The organism is Streptomyces sp. NPDC029292 (assembly GCF_055569295.1).
On record NZ_JBVHXR010000003.1, the window covers coordinates 352,184 to 373,956 of the forward strand.

Sequence of the window (21,773 nt, forward strand, 5' to 3'; positions counted from 1 at the left end):
GGCCCTCCCCCAAGCTCTCGGCTTCGCTCGAGCAGGGAGGTACCCCCACCGCCAGACGAGAGGTGGGGTACGGGGACATGAGTGTCGGCACGAGCGGTGCGAAGAGCGCACTGCGAGCACGGGACGTGCGCGGCACATCCACGTCCCGGGGCGGTGAACTCGCGGAACCGGGAGACGGACTCGGAGCCGAGCCCGGAGACGGACGCTCAGCCGAGCCCGCGGACGGACTCTCCGCCGATTGCGCTGCCGATCTCGGCATCGACCCGGACCACCTGCCCGACGGGCTCGTCGTCGCCGACGAGCGCGGCCGGGTCATCTGCTTCAACGCCGCCGCCGCCCGCATCACCGCCGTCTCCGCCGCCGACGCCCTCGGGCGCCGGCTGGAGTGGGCCCTGCCTTTAGAGGACCTGGAGGGCCGCCGCTGGTGGCAGCTGACCGACCCGTACGGCGGTCTCGCCATCCGGGTCGGGCAGCCCGAGCGGAATCTGCTGCTGCCCGGGGGACGGGAGGTGCTCGTCTCCGCGCGCTACGTACGGACCCGTCCCACCGGCCCCGTCCGCCGCGTGGTCGTCTCCCTGCGTGACACCGAGGCCCGCCGCCGTACCGAGCGCAGCCACGCCGAGCTGATCGCCACGGTCGCCCATGAACTGCGCTCCCCGCTCACCTCCGTCAAGGGCTTCACGGCCACCCTGCTGGCCAAGTGGGAACGCTTCACCGACGACCAGAAGAAGCTGATGCTGGAGACGGTCGACGCCGACGCCAACCGCGTCACCCGGCTCATCGCCGAGCTCCTCGACATCTCGCGCATCGACTCCGGGCGCCTCGAAGTGCGCCGCCAGCCCGTCGACATCGGGGCCGCCGTCGGCCGCCACATCCAGGCGTACGTCGCCTCGGGCCAGTCCGCCGACCGCTTCCTGCTGCGCATCGAGCAGCCCCTGCCCGACCTGTGGGCCGATCCCGACAAGATCGACCAGGTGCTCAGCAACCTCCTCGAAAATGCGGTGCGGCACGGCGAGGGAACCGTCACCATTGACGTAGCGCCGTCGGCGTCCCCGCGCGAGCGGGCGGACGGTGACGGCGCTGCGAACACCGCCACGTCGGTCACCGTGAGCGACGAGGGCACCGGCATCCCGGAGGAGTCCATGAACCGCGTCTTCACCCGCTTCTGGCGGGGCAGCAAGCGCGGCGGGACCGGCCTCGGGCTCTACATCGTCAAGGGCATCGTCGAGGCCCACGGCGGCACGATCACGGTCGGCCGCGCCCCCGGCGGCGGCGCCGAGTTCCGATTTACGTTGCCCGTGGGCACCCCGGCGTATCTGCTGTAGACGCCGAAGAGGCCCCACGGGCGCAGCCGTACCGGAGCCTCCCGCGGACGCCCAGTCCGGGACAGGCTCCCACCCCCGTTAGACTCGGCCTTTGGCACCTTTGCGTCCCTCTCTGTGGACGATTCGTCTCCGAGTCGTGGACGGGGACCATCCGCCAGCCAACCGGAAGCACGGGAAGAGATGTCGGCACCGAATAAGTCGTACGACCCTGTAGAGGTCGAGGCCTTGAAACCCGAAGAGATCGAGCGCATGCGGGACGAGGCGCTCGCCGCCTTCGCGGCCGCCGGTGACCTCGACGCGCTCCAGGAGGCGAAGGTCGCCCACACCGGCGGCACCTCGCCGCTGGCCCTCGCCAACCGCGAGATCGGCGCACTGCCCCCGCACGCCAAGGCAGCCGCCGGCAAGCTGGTCGGCCAGGCCCGAGGCGCCGTGAACAAGGCGCTGGCCGCCCGCCAGGCCGAGCTGGAGGCCGAGCGCGACGCCCGTGTGCTGGTCGAGGAGGCGGTGGACGTCACGCTGCCGTACGACCGCGTACCGGCCGGCGCCCGGCACCCGCTGACCACGTTCATGGAGCGGGTCGCCGACGTCTTCGTGTTCATGGGGTACGAGATCGCCGAGGGCCCCGAGGTCGAGGCGGAGTGGTTCAACTTCGACGCCCTCAACTTCACCCCGGACCACCCGGCCCGGCAGATGCAGGACACCTTCTTCGTCCAGGGCCCGAAGGGCACCGAGGGCGACGAGTCCGGTGTCGTGCTCCGCACGCACACCTCGCCCGTGCAGGCCCGCGCCATGCTCGACCGCGAGCCGCCCGTCTACATCGTGTGCCCCGGCCGCGTGTACCGCACGGACGAGCTGGACGCCACGCACACCCCGGTCTTCCACCAGATCGAGCTCCTCGCCATCGACGAGGGCCTGACCATGGCCGACCTCAAGGGCACCCTGGACCACATGGTCCAGTCGCTCTTCGGCCCGGACATGAAGACCCGGCTGCGCCCGAACTACTTCCCCTTCACCGAGCCGTCCGCCGAGATGGACATGCTCTGCTACGTCTGCAAGGGCGAGTCCGTCGGCAACCCCGACCGTCCCTGCCGTACCTGCTCCTCCGAGGGCTGGATCGAGCTGGGCGGCTGCGGCATGGTCAACCCGCGGGTGCTGGTCGCCTGCGGCGTCGACCCGGAGAAGTACAGCGGATTCGCCTTCGGGTTCGGCATCGAGCGGATGCTGATGTTCCGCCACAACGTCGAAGACATGCGAGACATGGTCGAGGGTGACGTCCGGTTCACCCGGCCGTTCGGGATGGAGATCTGATGCGGGTCCCGCTTTCTTGGCTGCGGGAGTACGTCGACCTGCCGGCGACGGAGACCGGGCGCGACGTCCAGGCCAAGCTCATTTCGGTCGGCCTCGAGGTCGAGACCGTCGAGCCGCTCGGCGCCGACCTCAAGGGCCCCCTGGTCGTCGGCCAGGTGCTGACCATCGAGGAGCTGACGGAGTTCAAGAAGCCCATCCGCTTCTGCACCGTCGACGTCGGCACCGCCAACGGCACCGGTGAGCCCCAGGAGATCGTCTGCGGCGCCCGCAACTTCGCCGTCGGCGACAAGGTCGTCGTGGTCCTGCCGGGCGCCGTCCTGCCCGGCAACTTCGCGATCGCCGCGCGCAAGACGTACGGCAAGACCTCGCACGGCATGATCTGCTCCGGTGACGAGCTGGGCATGGGCGACGACGGCTCGCACGGCATCATCGTGCTGCCGCCGGAGCACGAGGTCGGCACCGACGCCATCGAGCTGCTCCAGCTCGTCGACGAGGTCCTCGACATCGCCGTCACGCCCGACCGTGGCTACGCCCTGTCGCTGCGCGGTGTGGCCCGCGAGGTCGCCATCGCGTACGGGCTGCCGCTGCGCGACCCGGCGCTGCTCGACGTACCGGCGCCGAACGCGTTCGGCTACCCGGTGCAGATCTCCGAGCCGTTCGGCTGCGACCGCTTCACCGCGCGCACGGTGACCGGTCTCGACCCCGAGGCGCGCTCCCCGATCTGGCTGCGGCGCCGGCTCCAGAAGGCGGGCATGCGCCCGATCTCGCTCGCCGTCGACATCACCAACTACGTGATGCTGGAGCTGGGCCAGCCCCTGCACGCGTACGACCGCACCCGCATCCAGGGCGCGATCGGCGTGCGCCGGGCGGAGCAGGGCGAGAAGCTCACCACCCTGGACGGTGTCCAGCGCACGCTGGACGCCGAGGACCTGGTGATCACCGACGAGCGCGGGCCGATCGGTCTCGCGGGCGTCATGGGCGGCGCCCACACCGAGATCGACGACACCGAGGGCACGACCACCGAGGTCGTCATCGAGGCCGCGCACTTCGACCCGATCTCCATCGCGCGCACGGCCCGCCGCCACAAGCTGGCCTCCGAGGCGTCCAAGCGCTTCGAGCGCGGCGTCGACCCGCAGGCCGCCTCCGCCGCGGCCCAGCGGACCGTCGACCTGCTCGTGCTCCTCGCGGGCGGCACCGCCGACGCCGGAGTCACCGAGGTCATCGCGCCCTCCGCGCCGCACACCATCACCATCCCGGCGAACCACCCGGACAAGGTGGCCGGTGTCGACTACGGCCGCGAGACCGTCGTACGCCGTCTCCAGCAGGTCGGCTGCGACGTCTACGGGCAGGACGAGCTGATCGTCACCGTGCCGTCCTGGCGGCCCGACATGACGGACCCGAACGACCTGGCCGAAGAGGTCATCCGGCTCGAGGGCTACGAGAACCTGCCCTCGACTCTGCCGAAGCCCCCCGCGGGCCTGGGCCTGACCGACCGGCAGCGACTGCACCGCCGTATCGGCCGCGCGCTGGCCGGTGCCGGCTACGTCGAGGCGCTGAACTACCCGTTCATCGGCGAGCACGTCTTCGACCAGCTCGGCCTTGCCGCCGACGACCCGAAGCGCAAGGTCGTCAAGCTGGTCAACCCGCTCTCCGACGAGGAGCCCGCGCTCCGTACGACGCTGCTGCCCGGCCTGCTCCAGGCGCTCCGCCGCAACGACGGACGCGGCAGCCACGACCTGGCGCTCTTCGAGACGGGCCTGGTCTTCCACCCGCAGGACCAGCTCCGCGTCGCCGGGCGACTGCCCGTCGACCGCCGTCCCACCGACGAGGAGATCGCGTCCCTCACCGCCGCGCTCCCCGTCCAGCCCCGGCACGCCGCCGTCGTCCTCGCGGGCGCCCGCGAGCAGGCCGGCTGGTGGGGCAAGGGACGCCCGGTGGACTGGGCCGACGCGATCGAGGCCGCGCGCTCGCTGGCCCGCGAGGCGGGGACCGAACTCCTCGTCCGCTCCGGCCAGTACGGGCCGTGGCATCCGGGCCGCTGCGCCGAGCTCGCCGTGGTCGTCAACGGTGCGGAGAAGGTCATCGGGTACGCCGGTGAGCTGCACCCCGGCGTCCTGAAGACCCTGGGTCTGCGCGCGCGTACCTGCGCGATGGAGCTGGACCTGGACGCGCTGGAGCAGGCGAGCGCGGGCCTCCCCAAGGGCCCGAAGATCTCGACCTTCCCGGTCGCCACGCAGGACGTCGCGCTGGTCGTCTCCCGCGAGGTCCCGCACACCGACGTCGAGGCCGCGCTGCGCGAGGGCGCGGGCGAACTCCTTGAGTCCATCCGCCTGTTCGACGTCTACGAGAACAGCGAGCAGCTCGGCGAGGGCAAGAAGTCGCTGGCCTACGCGCTGCGTTTCCGTGCCGCCGACCGCACCCTGACCGTCGACGAGGCCTCCGCGGCCCGCGACGCGGCGGTGTCGCTGGCCGCTGAGCGCACGGGGGCGGTGTTGCGCGGAGCCTAGGGGCTCCGCCGGTTGTGCCGGGGAACTGCGGGGCGTTCGTTTGCTGCGGGTTGTTCGTGGCTTGTCGCGCAGTTCCCCGCGCCCCTTACGGGGCGCTTCCCCTCGGCCCACCTGCATAAATGCACGTCTCCGAAGGCACCTCACTCATTCGGGTGACAAGTCCGGGTGATCTGGCCGGATCGGGGCATGCGGTCGACAGAATCGGACCGGCCTCTCGGAGGCCGTCTGCGCTGTCAGGGCCTATTGGGGGGCCAATCGGCATGATCCGTATCAAGGCTGGGGCTCCCCGCAGGGATACGCCCCGGACGCACTCACGGGTGCTGGCCCGGTCGGGCCAGCGGCCACGGGGCCGGGGTGACGGTCTGCGGGCCGGGCTCACTCGGGCGGTGCGCAGAGGCAGACCCCGGACGATCCCGAGACGCGGCGCGCGCACCGGCCTCGACCGGACCGTCCGCCGGGCCGAGCGACGGCCGCTGCGCCGGGCGCTGGACATGGGGCTGCCCACCGCCTGGGGCGCGATGGCGATCACGTACAAAATGGCCTGCCCGCTCGCGCAGCAGAACGGGATCGGTGCCCGGATCGTCACCAGCGCCGTCTTCTTCGTGGTGGGTACGGGGCTGATACTGCACGTCAGAAGGGCCCTGGTACGGGAACTGAGGCAGCTCCGCGAAGTCGCGGGGGCCGCCCAGAGCGTGCTGCTGCGGCCGCTGCCCCCGCGCATCGACGGGCTGAACATCGCCGCGGCCCAGCTCTCCGCCGACCGAGGCGCGAAGGTCGGCGGTGACCTGTACGAGGTGATCGCCACCGAGCACGGCGTACGGATCGTCATGGGCGACGTCCGCGGACACGGGCTCGGCGCCATCGGAACCGTCGCCGCCGTCCTCGGCGGCTTTCGCGAGGCCGTGCACGACGAGCCCGAACTCGGCTCCGTCCTCAGGAGACTCGAGCGCGCGCTGGCCCGGCATCTGCGCGAGCGGGCGCGAGCCGAGCATTCGTCGGCCGGTCTGGACCCCGAGAGCCTGGTCGCCGAAGAGTTCGTCACCGTGCTGCTCCTGGAGATCGGCCGCGACGGCGAGGTGCGCGCCCTCAACTGCGGTCACCCCTGGCCGTATCTGCTGCGCAGCCACGTCGAACCGACCGGGGTGCGCGGCCAGGTCGAGCGGCTGGTCGACGAGGAACCCCTGCCCCCGCTCGGGTCGTTCCCGCTCCCGGCCGAGCTGCCCGCCATCCACTGCGGCCAACTGCTGCCCGGCGAAGGGCTCTTCCTGCACACCGACGGAGTGGAGGACGCACGCGACGGACACGGCCGGTTCTTCCCGCTGCCGGCCGCGCTCACCGAAGCCGTCCGTGTCCAGCCCGTCTCACCCCAGTCCGTCCTGCGTGCCGTCTTCGCCGGGCTGCTGCGCCACGCCGACGGACGACCCGCGGACGACGTGGCCGTACTCGTACTCCGCAACGACCGCCGCCGTGTCCCGGCACAGCAGGGTCATTCGGTGGCCCATCAGGTCACGTGAGCAGCCGGCGGAGCCGTCCGCCCCGCCACGGAGTGTCGGGCAGGCAGCCGGGCGGACGGCGCGGAAACGGGCCGCCGCACTGTACGAGGGGGAGCCGGCGGCCCGGCCGGCCTCTTGCGAGGCATTTCAGTCAACCGGCCAGAAACGCTGTGCGACAGCGCGCGTACTGCCCGGATACGGGCATTCCGTTCACACCCCGTGTGAAGGGGGAGGCATGGGGAAGGAGGACGCATTAGTCTGACCGCACCGTCGGCACCGAGCCACCCGGGGGCCCGTATGCAGCCCAACACTCTGCTCGACGCGATTCTCGACGAGGCCGGCATCTCGCACGCGGGACTCGCCGCCCACGTCAACCAGGCGGGGAGGGCGCGCGGCCTCGCGCTCAGGTACGAACACACCGCTGTGGCACGGTGGTTGAAGGGTCAACGCCCGCGCGGCCAGGTGCCCGACCTGATCTGCGAAGTGCTCGCAGGGCGACTCCACCGGCCCGTCACGCTCGACGACATCGGCCTCGGCATGCCCGGCGAGCCGTCCGCACCGCACGGCACCACACTCTCCGGCTTCGTCGAACGCGCCACCGCCCTGTGGCGCTCCGACGAACAGCAGCGCCCGCACATCCTCGGCGCACCGGCCGTCACCGGCACGCCCGCCGTGATGCCCGTGTGGGAGTGGGAGAACCCGCCCGAGGACGTGGACGTCTCCCGGGGCGGACGGCACCACGTCAAGATGTCCGACATCGACATGCTGCGCGCGGCGCGCGCCCACTACGAGCAGATGTACCGCAAGGCGGGCGGCATCGCGACCCGCACCCGGATCGTCGGCTTCCTCAACTCCGAGACGGCACCCCTGCTGCGCGGCAGCTACACCGACGCCACCGGGCGCCAACTCCACCGCGCCACCGGCGGATTGGTCGCCATCGCGGGCATCTGCGCCTACGACTCCGACGCGCACGGACTCGCCCAGCGCTACTTCCACCAGGCGCTGCGGCTGGCAAAGGCCAGCGGGGACAGGGGACTTGGGGCCTATGTCATAGCCCTGCTGGTCAACCAGTCGCTGTTCATGCGCGAGTACCGGCAGGCCGTCGCCTTCGCCGAGGCCGCGCTGCGCGCCGCCGGGCGGCACATCACTCCGGCGCTCGCCTCCGACCTCTACGCGATGCAGGCCAAGGCGTACGCCCACCTCGGCGACGGCAGCAGCGCGCTGTCCTGCATCCGGCGTGCCGAGCAGGCCGCCGAACGCATCCGGCGTGGTTACGAGCCCGACGAGACCGGCTATGTCCAGCCGGGCCTGGTCAATGTGCAGGTGGCGGAGGCGCTGCTCAGCCTCGGCGACCTGGTGGCGGCGGGGGAGCACGCCGCGGCCGCGGTCGGCAATCCGGCCCATGACCGGGGACGGGTGCACCGGCTCGCCATGCTCAGCCAGATCGAGCTGCGCCAGGGCAACGCCGACAAGGCGGTGGCCACCGCGGTCCAAATGGCCGAACAGGCGCGGGGGATGGAGTCTCAGCGGCTGCGCGACAGACTGCGCGCGGTACGCGAACACCTGGTGCGCAGCGGCTGTGCGGGTACGGCCGAGGCCGCCGAACTCATCGACGGGGCACTGCGCGTACCGCTCTAGACCACCGAGTACCGCTCAAGAACACGGTGCCTGCCGCTGCCGCTGCGCTGTGCCCCGACTGCTGTGAGCCTGCTGTCAGGACGCTCCTGCTGCGATATTGCCATCTACTCGGCGGAAGGTGGCAGAACCGTGCAGTGGACGAAACAGAACGAACAAACTGTGTACGCAAACCGCTGGTTCAGCGTCAATCTCGCAGATGTGGAGCTGCCGGACGGTCGGCACCTCGATCACTTTTTGATACGGCTGCGGCCGGTGGCCGTGGCCACTGTGGTGAATGAGGCCAATGAAGTGCTGCTCCTGTGGCGGCACCGCTTCATCACCGACAGCTGGGGATGGGAGCTCGCCGCGGGCGTCGTCGAGGACGGCGAGGACATCGCCGTCGCGGCGGCCCGCGAACTGGAGGAGGAGACCGGCTGGCGACCGGGACCCCTGCGCCATCTGATGAGCGTCGAGCCCTCCAACGGGCTCACCGACGCCCGGCACCACATCTTCTGGGCCGACGAGGGCGCGTACATCGGACACCCCGTGGACGACTTCGAGTCGGACCGTCGGGAATGGGTTCCCTTAAAACTCGTTCCCGACATGGTCGCCCGCGGCGAGGTCCCGGCCGCCAACATGGCTGCCGCACTGCTCCTTCTGCACCATCTGAGGCTCGGGCAGGACGCGTTGCCCTGATCCGTCCCTCCACAGCGTCCAGGGGCCTCAATGGCCCAGAGCCTGCCAGACCGCCACGGCCAGCGCGCCCACGGCCGCGACGGCCGCGAGTGTGGGCAGTGGCCAGCGGGTGTGTTCCAGGGCGACGATGCGTGCGCTCAGGTCGTCGAGATCCTTGGTGGTCTGGTCGTCGCGCTGAGTGAGGAGCGCCAGTCCGCCCTCGATGCGGGTGAGACCCACTTCGAGGGACCGGCGTAACTCTGCGAGTTCCCTTGGGGCCACGGGATGCTCGGGGTCGGCGGTCACGAGTCCGCTCCTTTCCGTAGTCGTCACATCCCTTACATGCGCACGGAAAGTCAACCCGCCTGGTGGACAGGTGGGGAGCGTGTGCGAGGGGCATATGCGTGCCCGGCGCGCACACGGTGTGTGAATGGCGCGGACCCGGCACCGCAAAGGGTGCCGGGCCCGCGTGAGCCTGAGGTGTACGGAACGTAGTCGGGTGCCCCGGTGACGGGGCGTCATCAGGCCACAGTGGCCGGGATCAGGCGTACGTGTAGAAGCCCGAGCCCGACTTACGGCCGAGCCGCCCGGCGTCCACCATGCGCTGGAGCAGCGGGGGAGCGGCGTACAGCGGCTCCTTGTACTCCTCGTACATCGAAAACGCGACCGAGGCCACCGTGTCGAGGCCGATCAGGTCGGACAGCCTGAGCGGGCCCATCGGGTGGGCGCAGCCCAGCTCCATGCCGTTGTCGATGTCCTCGCGGCTCGCGATGCCCGACTCGAACATCCGGATCGCCGACAGGAGATAGGGGATGAGCAGCGCGTTGACCACGAAGCCGGAGCGGTCCTGAGCGCGGATCGCGTGCTTGCCGAGGGCCTTCTCGGCGAACAGCTGCGCCCGGCTGAGGGTGCCCTCGGACGTGGTGAGGGCCGGGATCAGCTCGACCAGCTTCTGTACCGGGGCCGGGTTGAAGAAGTGGATGCCGATGACCTGGTCGGGACGCGAGGTGGCGACGGCGAGCTTCACCAGCGGGATCGAGGAGGTGTTGGAAGCCAGGATCGCGTCCTGCCGGGTCACCACCTGGTCGAGCACCTGGAAGATCTCGGTCTTCACCTGCTCGTTCTCGACGACGGCCTCGATCACCAGGTCGCGGTCGGCGAACTCGCCGAGGTCCGTGGTGAAGCTGAGCCGGTTCTGGGTGGCCGTGAGCTCGTCCTCGGAGATCTTGCCGCGCTCGGCCGCCTTGGAGAGGGAGTTGAAGAGCCGGGTACGGCCGATCTCCAGGGCTTCGCCGGTGGTCTCGGCGACCTTGACGTCAAGACCGGCACGGGCGCACACCTCGGCGATGCCCGCTCCCATCTGGCCGCAGCCCACGACTCCAACGCGTTCGATGTCGGTCACATCGTCCCCTTCGCTGATCTACGACCTCCGCAGGACCTCCGTTGTTCGGCGCCTGCTCCGATCGTGCACGTTACTCCGAAGTATCGATGATCGATCGTCCGGGTCGGGCATGCTGGGCGGGGAGACGGTCCGTGACCGGACGGATCCGCTGTGTACGGGGGTGCGGGGATGGGGCGACTGTCACGTCGGGCGTTCGCGGTGGCCGCGGCTTCGGCGCTGTCGGGGCTCGCGACGGCGGGGGATGCCGCGGCCTCCCCGGGCGGTGCGCGGGCGGCGCGCGAACTGCGCGGGATGTGGCTGGCGACCGTCGCCAACCGTGACTGGCCCTCGCGGACCGGTCTGACCGCGCACGAGCAGCGCGCCGAGCTCCTCGCGCACCTCGACACAGCGGTACATCGCCGGCTCAACGCCGTGATCTTCCAGGTGCGCTCCACGGCCGACGCGCTGTGGCCCTCGCCGTTCGAGCCGTGGTCCGCGTGTCTGACCGGCGTCCAGGGCAAGAACCCCGGCTGGGACCCGCTGGGCACCGCGGTGCAGGAGGCCCACGCGCGCGGACTGGAACTGCACGCCTGGTTCAACCCGTACCGGATCGCCCGGCACGCCGACCCGACCCGGCTCGTGGCGAGTCACCCGGCCCGCAAGCACCCCGACTGGGTGGTCCCGTACGGCGGGAAGCTGTACTACAACCCCGGGCTGCCCCAGGTCCGCACCTTCGTCCAGGACGCGATGCTCGACGCCGTACGCCGCTACCAGATCGATGCCGTGCACTGGGACGACTACTTCTACCCGTATCCGGTCGCCGGCCAGGTCTTCGACGACGACGCGGCGTACGCGGCCCACGGCGCGGACTTCCCGGACAAGGCGTCCTGGCGGCGCCACAACACCGACCGCCTGGTGCTGGAGACCGCGGCCCGCATCAAGAAGATCCGCCCGGCGGCGCGCTTCGGGATCAGCCCCTTCGGGGTGTGGCGCAACGCCGCGACCGACCCGCGCGGCTCGGCGACCAGGGCCGGTGTGCAGACGTACGACGATCTGCACGCCGACACCAGGAAATGGGTCCGGGAGCACTGGATCGACTACATCTGCCCGCAGCTGTACTGGAACATCGGCTTCGCCGCGGCCGACTACGCGAAGCTGCTGCCCTGGTGGGCGGAGGTAGCCGACGGCACCGGCGTGCAGCTGTACGTCGGAGAGGCCCTGTACAAGGCCGGCGACCCGGCGCAGTCCGCGGCCTGGCAGGACCCGGCCGAGCTCTCCCGACACCTCAGCTTCGCCCGCGACTACCCGCAGGTGCGCGGCCACGCCTTCTTCTCGGGCGCGGAGGTCGGCGTCGATCGCAACGGCGCGATGGCACGCGTCGTCGCCGACCACTACCAGCAGCCGGCGAAACCTCCGCACTGAGCCTCTGCCTGGTGGTTCCCTCCGTGCTGAACTCCTGCCTCGGCGGTTCCCTCCGTGCTGAGCTCCCGCCTGCCGGCTACTGCGGCATGTCCTTGTGGCGGATTTCGGTGTCGGGGCCCGGTGAGCACACGGCCTCGTGCCCGTCCTCGAACTTCACGCGGTACGGGGGAGTGCCTTCCGCCCCCATGACCTCGGTGATCTCCGCGACCTTGTCGTGCTGTCCGACAACCCTGCCGTGCTGCACAAGCTGGTCGCCCACGGTTGCATGCATGTGAACGGTCTCCTCGTCATCTGCGGGAGTAGCGGTCCGTGGCCGCAAGTCTACGGCTGGTGGCGCCGGTTGGCCCGGCCTGTACGAGCCGGTCAGCCCCGCGCTCTTTGGGTGACGGCGATGCAGACCAGTACGGCGGCGGCCGTCAGGGGTGCGGCCGGTGTGAGCTGCTCGCCAAGGAGCAGTACCGACCACACCAGTGTGAGCAGCGGCTGCGCCAGCTGCAACTGGCTGGCCTTCGGAATTCCGATCGAGGCCATGCCCCGGTACCAGACGACCAGGCCGAGGAACTGCGAACCGACCGCCACCCACAGCACTCCCGTCACGCTGTGCGCGGTCAGATGCGCGGGCTGGTACGACAGCGCGACCAGCGCGCCCGGCAGCGTGAGCGGCAGACACAGGACCAGCGCCCAGCCGATGACCTGCCATCCCGGCATGACGCGGGCGAGCCGTCCGCCCTCGGTGTAGCCCGCCGCGCAGACCAGCAGGGCGCCGAAGAGATACGCGTCCGCGCCGGTCAGGGCGCCGCCGCTCTGCTGCACGGTGAACGCGATCACCGCGGCCGCGCCCGCGAGGGCCGCCCCCCAGAACGTCCGCGAGGGCCGCACGCCGGTGCGCAGCGCCGAGAGCAGCGCGGTCGTCAGCGGCAGCAGCCCCACGACCACGGCCGCGTGGGCGGTCGTGGACGTCCGAAGCGCGAGTGTGGTCAGCAGCGGGAAGCCGAGCACGACACCCGCGGCGACGACGGCCAGCCCCGCCCAGTGCCGCCGGGCCGGTACGGGCACGCGCAGGGCGAGAAGACAGCCGCCCGCGATGACCGCGGCCAGGACGCTGCGTACGGCCACCAGGACCCAGGGCCCGAAGCCCTCCAGGCCCCAGGCGGTGGCGGGGAAGGTGAGGGAGAAGGCGATGACGCCGAGGGCGGCTTGGAGGGTGCCGGAGCGGCGGTTCGCGTCGGCGCGGAGGCCGTGCGCCTGGGGGGTGACCGCTATCCCAGTCCTGGCAGTAGCGCTACTCTCTATCTTCATGCATGAGCGTAGCAGTGTGGATGACCTGGCGAATCAGCTGCGGCGGGAACTGGACCGCTACTCGCCTGGTGGAAAACTGCCGTCGAGCCGGACGCTCGTCGAGCGGTTCCGGGTGAGCCCGGTGACCGTGTCCCGATCCCTGGCGCAGCTCGCCGCCGAGGGGCTGGTGGTCACCCGGCCCGGGGCCGGCGCCTTCCGGGCACAACCGCGCACCGCCTCCGCACCCGCCGGGGACACCTCCTGGCAGGAGGTCGCACTGAGCGCGGACGCCGCGGCCGAACTCGTCCCGCGCACGGTGGACGCGTCCGGGGTCCTCGTCTCGCTCGCCGCCCCGCCGCCCGGTGTCATCGAGTTCAACGGCGGCTATCTGCACCCGTCCCTGCAGCCCGAGCGGGCGATGGGCGCGGCCCTGTCCCGAGCGGGACGCCGCCCCGGCGCCTGGTCCCGGCCGCCCGTGGAGGGGCTCCCCGAACTGCGTGAGTGGTTCGCGCGGGGGATCGGCGGCGCGATCACCGCCGCCGAGGTGCTCATCTCGGCGGGCGGCCAGTCCGCGCTCACCACCGCGCTGCGCGCGCTCGCGCCGCCCGGCGCGCCGGTCCTCGTCGAATCGCCCACCTATCCGGGCATGCTGGCGATCGCCCGCGCGGCCGGGCTGCGGCCCGTGCCGGTACCCGTCGACGCCGACGGCGTGAAGCCCGCCCTGCTCGCCGACGCCTTCAAGGCGACCGGCGCCCGCGTCTTCATCTGCCAGCCACTGTTCCAGAACCCGACCGGCGCCGTGCTCGCGCCGGAGCGGCGGGGCGAGGTGCTGCGCATCGCGCGCGACGCCGGCGCGTTCGTCGTCGAGGACGATTTCGTCCGCCGACTCGTGCACGCGGACGCGGGCCCGCTGCCGCGTCCGCTGGCCGCCGAGGACCCCGACGGAGTTGTCGTGCACGTCGGCTCCCTGACCAAGGCGACCTCACCCAGCTTCCGGGTGAGCGCGCTGGCCGCGCGCGGTCCGGTCCTTGAACGGCTGCGCGCCATCCAGATCGTCGACACCTTCTTCGTGCCGCGCCCGCTGCAGGAGGCCGCGCTCGAACTCGTCGGCTCACCCGCCTGGCCCCGTCATCTGCGGGCCGTCTCCGTCGAGTTGAAGGAGCGGCGCGACACGATGACCGCCGCGCTGCGACTGACGCTCCCCGAACTCGCCCTGCCCCACATCCCGTTCGGCGGCTACCACCTGTGGCTGCGGCTGCCCGACGGCGCGGACGAGTCCGCCCTCGTCGCCGGAGCCCTCCGCGCGGGCGTGGCCGTCACTCCCGGCCGCCCCTACTTCAGCGCCGAACCCCCCGCCGCCCACCTGCGGTTGAGCTTCGCGGCGGTCGCGGGGACGGAGGAGATCACGGAGGGGGTACGGAGACTGCGGGCGGCTTGCAGCTTTTAGCCCGTCCGGCGTTTGAGGACGAGGCCGTCCAGGCCGACAGCGGGGGTCTGGGGGTGGCAGCCTCCAGGGACGATGGGGGTCCCCCGCTCGAGCGAAGCCGAGAGTGGGGGGAGGGGAGGGCAGGGGGAGGGGGCGAAACAAAACCGCTCGACTTCCGAAGCCCTGACCTGCAACGCTCCCCGCATGACCGATGCGCAACGCCTCCCCGAGGGCTACGAGATCTCCGCCGACCCCACCCGTATCGACGCCGACCGCGTCCACCACTGGCTCTCCACCGACGCGTACTGGGCCCTCGGCCGCACCCGCGAGAAGCAGCAGCGCGCCATCGCGGGCTCGCTCAACTTCGGGGTGTACGACGGGATATCGGGGCAGCAGGTGGCGTATGCGCGGGTGGTGACCGACGAGGCCACCTTCGCCTGGCTCTGCGACGTCTACGTCGACCCGTCGGCGCGCGGCAAGGGCCTCGGAACCGCCCTGGTCGCCGCCGTCCGCGGACACCTCGAACCCCTCGGCCTGCGCCGCATCCTGCTCGCCACGCACGACGCGCACGGTGTCTACGAGAAGCTCGGCTTCAAGGTGCTCGACCGGCCGGACCAGTGGATGGCGCTGCTGCTCCAGTGAGCCCGCGTGTACCCTGCGTAACCCCCCTTGACCTGCGGACTTCGGCACTCCACGATCTGCGCATGCATCTTCGGGTCACGTTCGTCGCCGCCGCGCGCAGCTCCTCGCTGCTCGCGGAGCGCTTCGAGGACGACCGGCCGCTGGACCAGGCGGGCTGGGACGAAGTGCAGCGCGCCGCCGCCGAGCTGGTGCCGCTGGCGGCGGCCGAGCTGCGCTACTGCTCACCCACGCCCCGCAGTCGGGCGACCGGCGACGCCCTCGGCTACGCGCCGCTCGTCCAGCTGGCCCTGCGCGACTGCGACATGGGCCGGTGGCGCGGCTTCACGCTGGGCGAGGCGATGGCCCGCGAGCCCGAGGCCGTCGACGCCTGGCTGGCCGACCCGCGCTCCGCCCCGCACGGCGGCGAGTCCCTGATGTCCTTCATCTCCCGCGTCGGCGGCTGGCTCGACACCCGCCCCGCGGACGACGGCAGCCGGATTGTCGCGGTGGCCGAACCCTCGGTCGTACGGGCCGCGCTCGTCTACGCGCTCAAGGCCCAGCCGTCGACGTACTGGAACATCGACGTGCGCCCCTTGTCGACGGTCACCTTCACCGGGAACAACGGCCGCTGGAATCTGCGGCTCGAGGCCGGGATGCAGCGCGTCTAACTCCGTCATGGGCGGCCGGTCGTCCCGCGCGCGTAGTCGGTCGTCAGGACGAGGTCCTTGGCGGGCCCGCCGACGCGCCACACCGTGCGCCAGCGGTCTTCCGCGTACGCCGTGAACTCGCCCCGGTAGAGGTCCGCCGCGCACGGATGGTCGGCGACATGCCGCCCGGTGGTCAGGTCCAGGTCGTGGAAGGGGCGGCCGTCGGCGAACCGTACGGCCGCGGTGCCCGGGCGCTCTCCCGGCAGGAACCACAGCGTGCGCTCCGCGGGCCGGGGCGTGTCCTGCCATACGAAGGTGCCGGACTCGTGATGCAGGAGGCCGTCACCTCCGTCTTCGAGTGGCGAGAAAACGGTCGTCCCCGTGAAGTGCCCCTCGGCGCCACTCGCCAGATCCCGCACCGAGCGCTCCACCCGCCAGCTCCCTGCCAGGTACGTCAGCACGTCGGCCACTGGCCAGAGCTCGCCCATTCCGTCCCGCTCTCCGTCACTTCCGTTGCTGCGCGACCCATTGACGCGCTCTGGCCCCCTCCCTATCTTGCCGTTCGAAGTACTGATCGATGTCTGATATTTCGAACAACTCAACACTACAGAGCCGCGGAGTATCCATGTCACCCACCCGCACCCGCTGGAGACTCGGACTCACGGCCACCGCCCTCCTGGTGGCCTCCACCGTCGTTCCCGGGGCCGCTCCGGCGAGCGCCGCCGCCGACGTCACCGACTACGCGATCACCGTCGACCCGAAGAGCTCGGGCGCGAAGATCGACGACACCATGTACGGCGTCTTCTTCGAGGACATCAACCGCGCCGCGGACGGCGGCCTGTACGCGGAGCTCGTGCAGAACCGGTCGTTCGAGTACAGCACCGCCGACAACAGCTCCTACACGCCGCTCACCTCGTGGGCCACCACCGGCACCGCGAACGCCGTGAACGACGACGGGCGCCTGAACGCCCGCAACCGCACCTATCTCGCCCTGGACGGCGGCTCGTCCGTCACCAACTCCGGGTACAACACCGGGATTTCGGTCGAGTCCGGCAAGGCGTACGACTTCTCGGTCTGGGCCCGCGCCGACGCGAACGCGCCTCTCACCGTGACGCTGCACGACTCCGAGGGCGCGCTCGCCGAGGCCCGCAAGGTCACCGCGCGCGGCGGCTGGGCCAAGTATCAAGCGAAGTTCACGGCGAACCGCACCAGCACCACCGGCCGCCTCACCGTCGCCGCCGAGGGCCCGGTCGCCCTCGACATGATCTCGCTGATTCCCAAGGACACGTACAAGGGCCATGGCCTGCGCAAGGACCTCGCCGAGAAGATCGCCGCGCTCCACCCGGGCTTCGTCCGCTTCCCGGGCGGTTGTCTGGTCAACACCGGCAGCATGCAGGGATATGACGAGGCGTCGGGCTATGAGCGCAAGCGCTCGTACCAGTGGAAGGACACCATCGGCCCGGTCGAGCAGCGCGCCACCAACTCCAACTTCTGGGGATACAACCAGAGTTACGGGCTCGGCTACTACGAGTACTTCCAGTTCGCCGAGGACATCGGCGCGATGCCGCTGCCCGTCGTACCCGCGCTGGTCACCGGCTGCGGCCAGAACAAGGCCACCGACGACGACGCGCTGCTCAAGCGGCACATCCAGGACACCCTCGATCTCATCGAGTTCGCCAACGGGCCGGTGACGAGCGAATGGGGCAAGAAGCGGGCGGCGATGGGCCACCCCAAGCCCTTCCACCTCACCCACCTCGAAGTCGGCAACGAGGAGAACCTGCCGAACGAGTTCTTCGCCCGCTTCAAGCAGTTCCGCGCCGCCATCGCGGCCAAGTACCCGAACATCAAGGTGATTTCGAACGCGGGCCCCGACGACTCGGGCACCACCTTCGACACCGCGTGGCAGCTCAACAAGGACGCGAACGTCGACATGGTCGACGAGCACTACTACAACAGCCCGCAGTGGTTCCTGCAGAACAACGACCGCTACGACGCGTACGACAGGAACGGCCCCAAGGTCTTCCTCGGCGAGTACGCCTCCGGCGGCAACACCTTCAAGAACGCCCTCTCCGAAGCCGCCTACATGACCGGCCTGGAGCGCAACGCGGACGTCGTGAAGCTCGCCTCGTACGCCCCGCTGCTCGCCAACGAGGACTATGTGCAGTGGCGCCCCGACATGATCTGGTTCAACAACCATGCCTCCTGGGGCTCCGCCGACTATGAAGTGCAGAAGCTCTTCATGAGCAACGTCGGCGACCGGGTCGTGCCGTCGACCGCCACCGGCACACCTTCACTGAGCGCCCCCATCTCCGGCGCCGTCGGCCTGTCGACCTGGGCGACCACGGCGGCGTACGACGACGTCAAGGTCACCGGCGAGGACGGGACCGCACTGCTCAGCGACGACTTCAGCGGTGACGCCTCCCAGTGGACCCACACCGGCACCGGGAGCTGGAGCCTCCAGGACGGGCAGTACGTGCAGACCGACGAGTCCGCGACGAACACCATGGTCCAGGCGGGCGACCCGGCCTGGCACGACTACGACCTGCAGGTGAAGGCCACCAAGAAGTCCGGCAAGGAGGGCTTCCTCGTCGCCTTCGGCGTCAAGGACACCGGCAACTACTACTGGTGGAACCTGGGCGGCTGGAACAACACCACCTCGGCGGTCGAACAGGCCGTGGACGGTGGCAAGTCGACGCTGATCTCCAAGGCCGGTTCGATCGAGACGGGCAAGGCGTACGACATCGACATCAAGGTGCGGGGCCGCCAGGTGACCCTCTACCTCGATGGCCAGGAGTGGGGGAGCTTCACCGACGACAAGCCCGCCGAGCCGTTCCGGCAGGTCGTCACGCGGGACGCGAAGACCGGTGACCTCATCGTCAAGGTCGTCAACGCCCAGTCCGCGGACGCCCGTACGGCGATCGACCTGGGCGGGGCGAAGGTGGGCCGCGAGGCTGCCGTCACCACGCTTGAGGCCGCGCCCGACGCGGTGAACTCCGAGACGGCCACAGCGGTCGCCCCGGTCAAGTCCACCTTCGAAGGAGTCGCCGACAAGTTCACGTACACCTTCCCGGCGAATTCCGTGACGTTCCTGAGGATCAAGAAGAAGTAGCCACGGACCCCGTGGGCTGCTGTCCGACCGGCAGCAGCCCACGCTCGGCGAAGACCTTCTTCGCGACGAGGCTCGCGTTCATCGCCTTCGGTATGCCGCAGTACACCGTGGAGTGCAGCATGGACTCCACGATCTGCTCCGGCGAAAGCCCCACGTTCAGGGCCGCGTTGACGTGCACCTCCAGCTGGACCTCGCAGCCGCCCAGCGCGGTGAGCACGCCGAGGGTCACCAACTGGCGGTCACGAGCAGCGAGTTCGGAACGGTCGTAGAGGTCGCCGAAGGCCCAGGCGACGATCTGGTGCCCCAGCTCGGGATTGATGTCGGACAGGGCGGCGACGACCCGCTCTCCGGCCTCGCCGTCGACCCGCTTGAGGACCTCCAGGCCGTGCTCGAAGCGCTCTTCGCGGGTGGTGGAGGTGGTGTTGATCATGTGAGGTCGTCCGATCCCGGCTGGTCGAGCAGCCGTTCGTAGTGGTCGATCTTGTCGTCGAGGGAGGCCGCGTTGCGGCGCAGCGCACGGATGCGGTCCGCGAGGTCGGCGCGGTGCTCCCGGAGCATCGCCAGCCGGTCGGGGACCGTGACGTCACCCCGTGACCGCAACCGCGCGAACTGCTGCATGTCCGCGATCGACATGCCCGTCTCGCGCAGCCGGATCAGGAACTCCAGCCAGGCCAGATCCGCTGCCTCGTACCGGCGTTGGTTGCCGGTGGTCCGGCCGACCCGTTCGATCAGGCCGGCCTTCTCGTAGTAGCGCAGCGTGTCGTGCGACAGGCCGGTCCGCTCGGCCACCTGGGCGATGGTGAGCGTCGGTTCCTGGCTGCGCGGGAGGGGCTGTCCGCTGGTCATGACAAGAACGGTAGAACCTGGAGCGCGCTCCAGGTCAAGCCCTGCCCGCGAACACTCCCGAAATACCTCTGAGCTGCGCGGATCCCCTCGGCCCGGCGTCGACCTCCGCCGGGGTGTTGCAGACGTAGAAGGTCGCCCGGGTGGTCGCCGGGATCCCGTGGCGTCGCGCGATCGGGCGGGCACAGTGATGCCCGACGCGGACGGCGAAGCCCCGCTCGTCGAGATCCGCGAGGAGTTCGAGCCGGCCTCGCAGCGCATCGATGTCGTCCGGCCCGAGCGTCTTGTGGCCGGAGAAGGCGAGGAAGACCCCAACCTTCGGGCTCCGACCTGCAGCTCTACGACGTCCCCAGGCAAGTCGGGGGCCGCCCCGCGCGCCTCCTGTTCGCCGTCAACGGCTCCGTCGAGCCGGACGCGCGATGGCTGGACGTCCCCGCCGAGGGCGCCGAACTGCTCCGCGGCGCCGCCGGCGGCAACCCGCACTCCCTCGTCGCCGGCCTCGGCACCTGCCGCTGGACCACGGATCTCCGCGACCCCGTGCGACTGGCCCTCGGCATGATCGGGACCACGGCGGTCGCGTATCTCATCCACCCCGAGCACGGCGGCACCGGTGTATCGTCCCCGGCCGCTCTCTCGTACGCCGCCGGCGCGAGCGCGGCACCGAGCGCACCGGGGTGGCTCGAGGACCGGATGATCGCCCACTGAGCGATGTACCCGGCCGCCCCTGGGTGGGGTCGCGGCTACGAGCGGCGGCGGGGTTTGCCGCGCTTGGCGCCGCCCTTGGAGCCTCCGGAGCCACCGCTGCGGGGGCTCTTGCCGGTCGATTTGCCCGCCGCGGACTTGCGCCGTGCGTCGCCGCCCGCGGCGGGGCGCTTGGGCTTGGCCTTCGGCTGAGCCGCGGCCGCGGCCGCGGCCTGCGAACGTCCGCGTGAGCTGTTGACGGTCCGGCCGCGGACGATCCCGATGAAGTCCTCCACCAGGTCGGTGGTCTCGTCCTGTGGCCAGGACAGCGCGATGCGCGACTCGGGGGCGTCCGTGACCGGGCGGTAGGTGAGGTCCTTGCGGTGGTGCAGCCGGGCGAGCGACTGCGGGACGACCAGGAGCCCCACGCCCGCCGCCACCAGCTCGATGGCGTCCACCGTCGTCGCCGGGCGCTCGATCGCGGGCTGTCCCGGCAGTCGCTCCCAGTCGAGGGTGTCGTCGAGCGGGTGCAGCACGATGTCGTCGGCGAGATCCTCCGTGGACACCTCGTCGACCGCCGCCACCACGTGATCCTTGGGGACCACGACCACCGTCGTCTCGGTGTAGAGGGGGATCGCGCTGAGGTCCGTCCGGTCGACCGGCAGCCGTACGAAACCCGCGTCCGCGCCGCCGCCGCGCAATAGGTCGAATGCCTCGTCGGCGGCCACCTGGACGAGGGTCAGCGGGACGTCGGGCAGCCGCTCGTTCCAGATCCGCACCCACTTGGTGGGTGTCACTCCCGGGACATAGGCGAGCCGGAACGAAGGGGATACTTCCGAGCCTGTCACCTCACCAGGCTATCGGTCGTGGTCGCAGCTCACGCACGTGCGATGGTCGGCGGCAGCTCATACCCTCGATACCCTTGACACCATGACGTCGCACCAGACCACCCAGACCATGAAGCCCGCGACCGCGGCGAAGAAGCTGGGTGTGTACCTCGAGGCCACCCCCGCCGAGTTCCGGGAGGGTGTCGTCTCGCGTGCGGAGCTGAGTGCGCTGCAGGCCGACCCGCCCGAGTGGCTCCAGGAGCTGCGCCGCAACGGCCCGCACCCCCGTCCGGTCGTCGCGGCCAAGCTGGGCATCTCCATCGCGGGGCTCGCGCGGGGCGGGGTCACCGAGGCCCTCACCACGGAGCAGATCGAGGCGCTGAAGCAGGAAGGTCCCGAGTGGCTGCAGCGCGAGCGCGCCACGCAGGCCGAGGTCCGCAAGGAAGCGGCGCGCATCAAGGAGAAGAACGCGGAGCGCGCCACCCAGCAGTGATCTTGGATCGCGCCCCCGGACCGGGCGGCGCGCAGGTCTTGTCCGCCCCCGATGCCGCCGCAGCGGCATCGGGGGCGGAACCATTTCCGGCAACGCTTCGTGCGCCCCCGGGCCGGGCAG

The 21,773-nt window shown here is 70.8% G+C and carries 21 protein-coding genes and 1 pseudogene; 13 read left to right on the forward strand and 9 right to left on the reverse strand.

Going from position 1 to position 21,773, the window contains the following annotated elements:
* Positions 1–77: 77 nt before the first annotated feature.
* From ACZ4WS_RS09810 to ACZ4WS_RS09835, 6 genes are all read left to right on the forward strand, one after another.
* Positions 78–1,325: a sensor histidine kinase gene (locus tag ACZ4WS_RS09810; protein ID WP_467978854.1), complete on the forward strand. Its 1,248-nt coding sequence runs from the start codon at positions 78–80 to the stop codon at positions 1,323–1,325.
* 180 nt (positions 1,326–1,505) lie between these two features.
* Positions 1,506–2,633: a phenylalanine--tRNA ligase subunit alpha gene (gene pheS / locus ACZ4WS_RS09815; RefSeq protein WP_467978856.1), complete on the forward strand. Its 1,128-nt coding sequence runs from the start codon at positions 1,506–1,508 to the stop codon at positions 2,631–2,633.
* Positions 2,633–5,140 (forward strand): phenylalanine--tRNA ligase subunit beta, encoded by a 2,508-nt coding sequence (gene pheT / locus ACZ4WS_RS09820; RefSeq protein WP_467978857.1) that lies wholly within the window; start codon positions 2,633–2,635, stop codon positions 5,138–5,140. Before pheS ends, pheT begins: the two co-directional genes overlap by 1 nt.
* Positions 5,141–5,631: 491 nt before the next feature.
* Complete coding sequence (locus ACZ4WS_RS09825; protein ID WP_467979263.1) at positions 5,632–6,654, forward strand: PP2C family protein-serine/threonine phosphatase; 1,023 nt, start codon at positions 5,632–5,634, stop codon at positions 6,652–6,654.
* 276 nt (positions 6,655–6,930) lie between these two features.
* Positions 6,931–8,271 (forward strand): transcriptional regulator, encoded by a 1,341-nt coding sequence (locus tag ACZ4WS_RS09830; RefSeq protein ID WP_467978859.1) that lies wholly within the window; start codon positions 6,931–6,933, stop codon positions 8,269–8,271.
* Between the two features lie 129 nt (positions 8,272–8,400).
* Complete coding sequence (locus ACZ4WS_RS09835; RefSeq protein WP_095933127.1) at positions 8,401–8,946, forward strand: NUDIX hydrolase; 546 nt, start codon at positions 8,401–8,403, stop codon at positions 8,944–8,946.
* Between the two features lie 27 nt (positions 8,947–8,973).
* Here the strand turns inward: ACZ4WS_RS09835 and ACZ4WS_RS09840 are convergent, their stop codons facing one another.
* Positions 8,974–9,231 carry a hypothetical protein gene (locus ACZ4WS_RS09840; protein ID WP_467978861.1) on the reverse strand — a complete coding sequence of 86 codons (258 nt, stop codon included), beginning with the start codon at positions 9,229–9,231 and terminating at the stop codon, positions 8,974–8,976.
* Between the two features lie 235 nt (positions 9,232–9,466).
* Entirely contained in the window at positions 9,467–10,327 is an 861-nt protein-coding gene (locus ACZ4WS_RS09845) for a 3-hydroxybutyryl-CoA dehydrogenase (RefSeq protein ID WP_467978863.1), read from the reverse strand.
* A gap of 168 nt (positions 10,328–10,495) precedes the next feature.
* Between ACZ4WS_RS09845 and ACZ4WS_RS09850 the strand changes: the two genes are divergently transcribed.
* Positions 10,496–11,728: a glycoside hydrolase family 10-like protein gene (locus ACZ4WS_RS09850; protein ID WP_467978864.1), complete on the forward strand. Its 1,233-nt coding sequence runs from the start codon at positions 10,496–10,498 to the stop codon at positions 11,726–11,728.
* A 76-nt stretch (positions 11,729–11,804) separates the two neighbouring features.
* On the opposite strand, the gene ACZ4WS_RS09855 is transcribed toward ACZ4WS_RS09850, so the two are convergent.
* Positions 11,805–11,999, reverse strand: a complete 195-nt coding sequence (locus ACZ4WS_RS09855; protein ID WP_467978866.1) for a DUF1918 domain-containing protein — start codon at positions 11,997–11,999, stop codon at positions 11,805–11,807.
* A gap of 92 nt (positions 12,000–12,091) precedes the next feature.
* A complete protein-coding gene (locus ACZ4WS_RS09860; protein WP_467978868.1) occupies positions 12,092–13,027 on the reverse strand; it encodes a DMT family transporter in 936 nt (311 codons plus the stop codon).
* Here ACZ4WS_RS09860 and ACZ4WS_RS09865 point away from each other — a divergent pair.
* The 3 genes from ACZ4WS_RS09865 to ACZ4WS_RS09875 all read left to right on the forward strand — a co-directional run bounded on the left by ACZ4WS_RS09865 (position 13,026) and on the right by ACZ4WS_RS09875 (position 15,721).
* Positions 13,026–14,453: an aminotransferase-like domain-containing protein gene (locus tag ACZ4WS_RS09865; protein WP_467978870.1), complete on the forward strand. Its 1,428-nt coding sequence runs from the start codon at positions 13,026–13,028 to the stop codon at positions 14,451–14,453. The two genes, ACZ4WS_RS09860 and ACZ4WS_RS09865, sit on opposite strands and share 2 nt — an antisense overlap.
* 183 nt (positions 14,454–14,636) lie before the next feature.
* The gene (locus tag ACZ4WS_RS09870) at positions 14,637–15,074 is read left to right on the forward strand and encodes a GNAT family N-acetyltransferase (protein ID WP_467978871.1); all 438 of its coding nucleotides are present in this window, start codon (positions 14,637–14,639) and stop codon (positions 15,072–15,074) included.
* 62 nt (positions 15,075–15,136) lie between these two features.
* Positions 15,137–15,721, forward strand: coding sequence for a histidine phosphatase family protein (locus ACZ4WS_RS09875; protein ID WP_467978872.1), 585 nt, complete (start codon positions 15,137–15,139; stop codon positions 15,719–15,721).
* A 5-nt stretch (positions 15,722–15,726) separates the two neighbouring features.
* On the opposite strand, the gene ACZ4WS_RS09880 is transcribed toward ACZ4WS_RS09875, so the two are convergent.
* The gene (locus ACZ4WS_RS09880; RefSeq protein WP_467978874.1) at positions 15,727–16,188 is read right to left on the reverse strand and encodes a DUF6314 family protein; all 462 of its coding nucleotides are present in this window, start codon (positions 16,186–16,188) and stop codon (positions 15,727–15,729) included.
* A 137-nt stretch (positions 16,189–16,325) separates the two neighbouring features.
* Between ACZ4WS_RS09880 and ACZ4WS_RS09885 the strand changes: the two genes are divergently transcribed.
* Positions 16,326–18,809 (forward strand): alpha-L-arabinofuranosidase C-terminal domain-containing protein, encoded by a 2,484-nt coding sequence (locus ACZ4WS_RS09885; RefSeq protein WP_467978875.1) that lies wholly within the window; start codon positions 16,326–16,328, stop codon positions 18,807–18,809.
* Here ACZ4WS_RS09885 and ACZ4WS_RS09890 read toward each other — a convergent pair.
* The 3 genes and pseudogenes from ACZ4WS_RS09890 to ACZ4WS_RS09900 form a co-directional block, all read right to left on the reverse strand.
* Positions 18,796–19,239 carry a carboxymuconolactone decarboxylase family protein gene (locus tag ACZ4WS_RS09890; protein WP_467978877.1) on the reverse strand — a complete coding sequence of 148 codons (444 nt, stop codon included), beginning with the start codon at positions 19,237–19,239 and terminating at the stop codon, positions 18,796–18,798. The genes ACZ4WS_RS09885 and ACZ4WS_RS09890 overlap by 14 nt on opposite strands.
* Positions 19,236–19,655 carry a MerR family transcriptional regulator gene (locus ACZ4WS_RS09895; protein ID WP_467978879.1) on the reverse strand — a complete coding sequence of 140 codons (420 nt, stop codon included), beginning with the start codon at positions 19,653–19,655 and terminating at the stop codon, positions 19,236–19,238. The genes ACZ4WS_RS09890 and ACZ4WS_RS09895 overlap by 4 nt, the downstream gene beginning before the upstream one ends.
* A 34-nt stretch (positions 19,656–19,689) precedes the next feature.
* Positions 19,690–19,878: pseudogene (locus tag ACZ4WS_RS09900) on the reverse strand (aminotransferase class V-fold PLP-dependent enzyme); the annotation flags it as partial.
* A 311-nt stretch (positions 19,879–20,189) separates the two neighbouring features.
* Between ACZ4WS_RS09900 and ACZ4WS_RS09905 the strand changes: the two are divergent.
* A complete protein-coding gene (locus ACZ4WS_RS09905; RefSeq protein WP_467978881.1) occupies positions 20,190–20,357 on the forward strand; it encodes a hypothetical protein in 168 nt (55 codons plus the stop codon).
* A gap of 35 nt (positions 20,358–20,392) precedes the next feature.
* Here ACZ4WS_RS09905 and ACZ4WS_RS09910 read toward each other — a convergent pair whose 3' ends face one another.
* Entirely contained in the window at positions 20,393–21,181 is a 789-nt protein-coding gene (locus tag ACZ4WS_RS09910) for a LysR substrate-binding domain-containing protein (protein ID WP_467978883.1), read from the reverse strand.
* Between the two features lie 82 nt (positions 21,182–21,263).
* Here ACZ4WS_RS09910 and ACZ4WS_RS09915 point away from each other — a divergent pair, with 82 nt between their 5' ends.
* A complete protein-coding gene (locus ACZ4WS_RS09915; RefSeq protein WP_467978885.1) occupies positions 21,264–21,653 on the forward strand; it encodes a DUF5997 family protein in 390 nt (129 codons plus the stop codon).
* Positions 21,654–21,773 lie beyond the last annotated feature (120 nt).

What these genes read in the sequence shown, in the direction of transcription:
- ACZ4WS_RS09855 (WP_467978866.1), bottom strand. Translation starts at nt 11,999, where the DNA reads ATGCATGCAACCGTGGGCGACCAGCTTGTGCAGCACGGCAGGGTTGTC.
- ACZ4WS_RS09860 (WP_467978868.1), bottom strand. Translation starts at nt 13,027, where the DNA reads ATGAAGATAGAGAGTAGCGCTACTGCCAGGACTGGGATAGCGGTCACC.
- ACZ4WS_RS09880 (WP_467978874.1), bottom strand. Translation starts at nt 16,188, where the DNA reads ATGGGCGAGCTCTGGCCAGTGGCCGACGTGCTGACGTACCTGGCAGGG.
- pheT (WP_467978857.1), top strand. Translation starts at nt 2,633, where the DNA reads ATGCGGGTCCCGCTTTCTTGGCTGCGGGAGTACGTCGACCTGCCGGCG.
- ACZ4WS_RS09895 (WP_467978879.1), bottom strand. Translation starts at nt 19,655, where the DNA reads ATGACCAGCGGACAGCCCCTCCCGCGCAGCCAGGAACCGACGCTCACC.
- ACZ4WS_RS09810 (WP_467978854.1), top strand. Translation starts at nt 78, where the DNA reads ATGAGTGTCGGCACGAGCGGTGCGAAGAGCGCACTGCGAGCACGGGAC.
- ACZ4WS_RS09890 (WP_467978877.1), bottom strand. Translation starts at nt 19,239, where the DNA reads ATGATCAACACCACCTCCACCACCCGCGAAGAGCGCTTCGAGCACGGC.
- pheS (WP_467978856.1), top strand. Translation starts at nt 1,506, where the DNA reads ATGTCGGCACCGAATAAGTCGTACGACCCTGTAGAGGTCGAGGCCTTG.
- ACZ4WS_RS09825 (WP_467979263.1), top strand. Translation starts at nt 5,632, where the DNA reads ATGGGGCTGCCCACCGCCTGGGGCGCGATGGCGATCACGTACAAAATG.
- ACZ4WS_RS09865 (WP_467978870.1), top strand. Translation starts at nt 13,026, where the DNA reads ATGCATGAGCGTAGCAGTGTGGATGACCTGGCGAATCAGCTGCGGCGG.
- ACZ4WS_RS09830 (WP_467978859.1), top strand. Translation starts at nt 6,931, where the DNA reads ATGCAGCCCAACACTCTGCTCGACGCGATTCTCGACGAGGCCGGCATC.
- ACZ4WS_RS09885 (WP_467978875.1), top strand. Translation starts at nt 16,326, where the DNA reads ATGTCACCCACCCGCACCCGCTGGAGACTCGGACTCACGGCCACCGCC.
- ACZ4WS_RS09850 (WP_467978864.1), top strand. Translation starts at nt 10,496, where the DNA reads ATGGGGCGACTGTCACGTCGGGCGTTCGCGGTGGCCGCGGCTTCGGCG.
- ACZ4WS_RS09875 (WP_467978872.1), top strand. Translation starts at nt 15,137, where the DNA reads ATGCATCTTCGGGTCACGTTCGTCGCCGCCGCGCGCAGCTCCTCGCTG.
- ACZ4WS_RS09915 (WP_467978885.1), top strand. Translation starts at nt 21,264, where the DNA reads ATGACGTCGCACCAGACCACCCAGACCATGAAGCCCGCGACCGCGGCG.
- ACZ4WS_RS09870 (WP_467978871.1), top strand. Translation starts at nt 14,637, where the DNA reads ATGACCGATGCGCAACGCCTCCCCGAGGGCTACGAGATCTCCGCCGAC.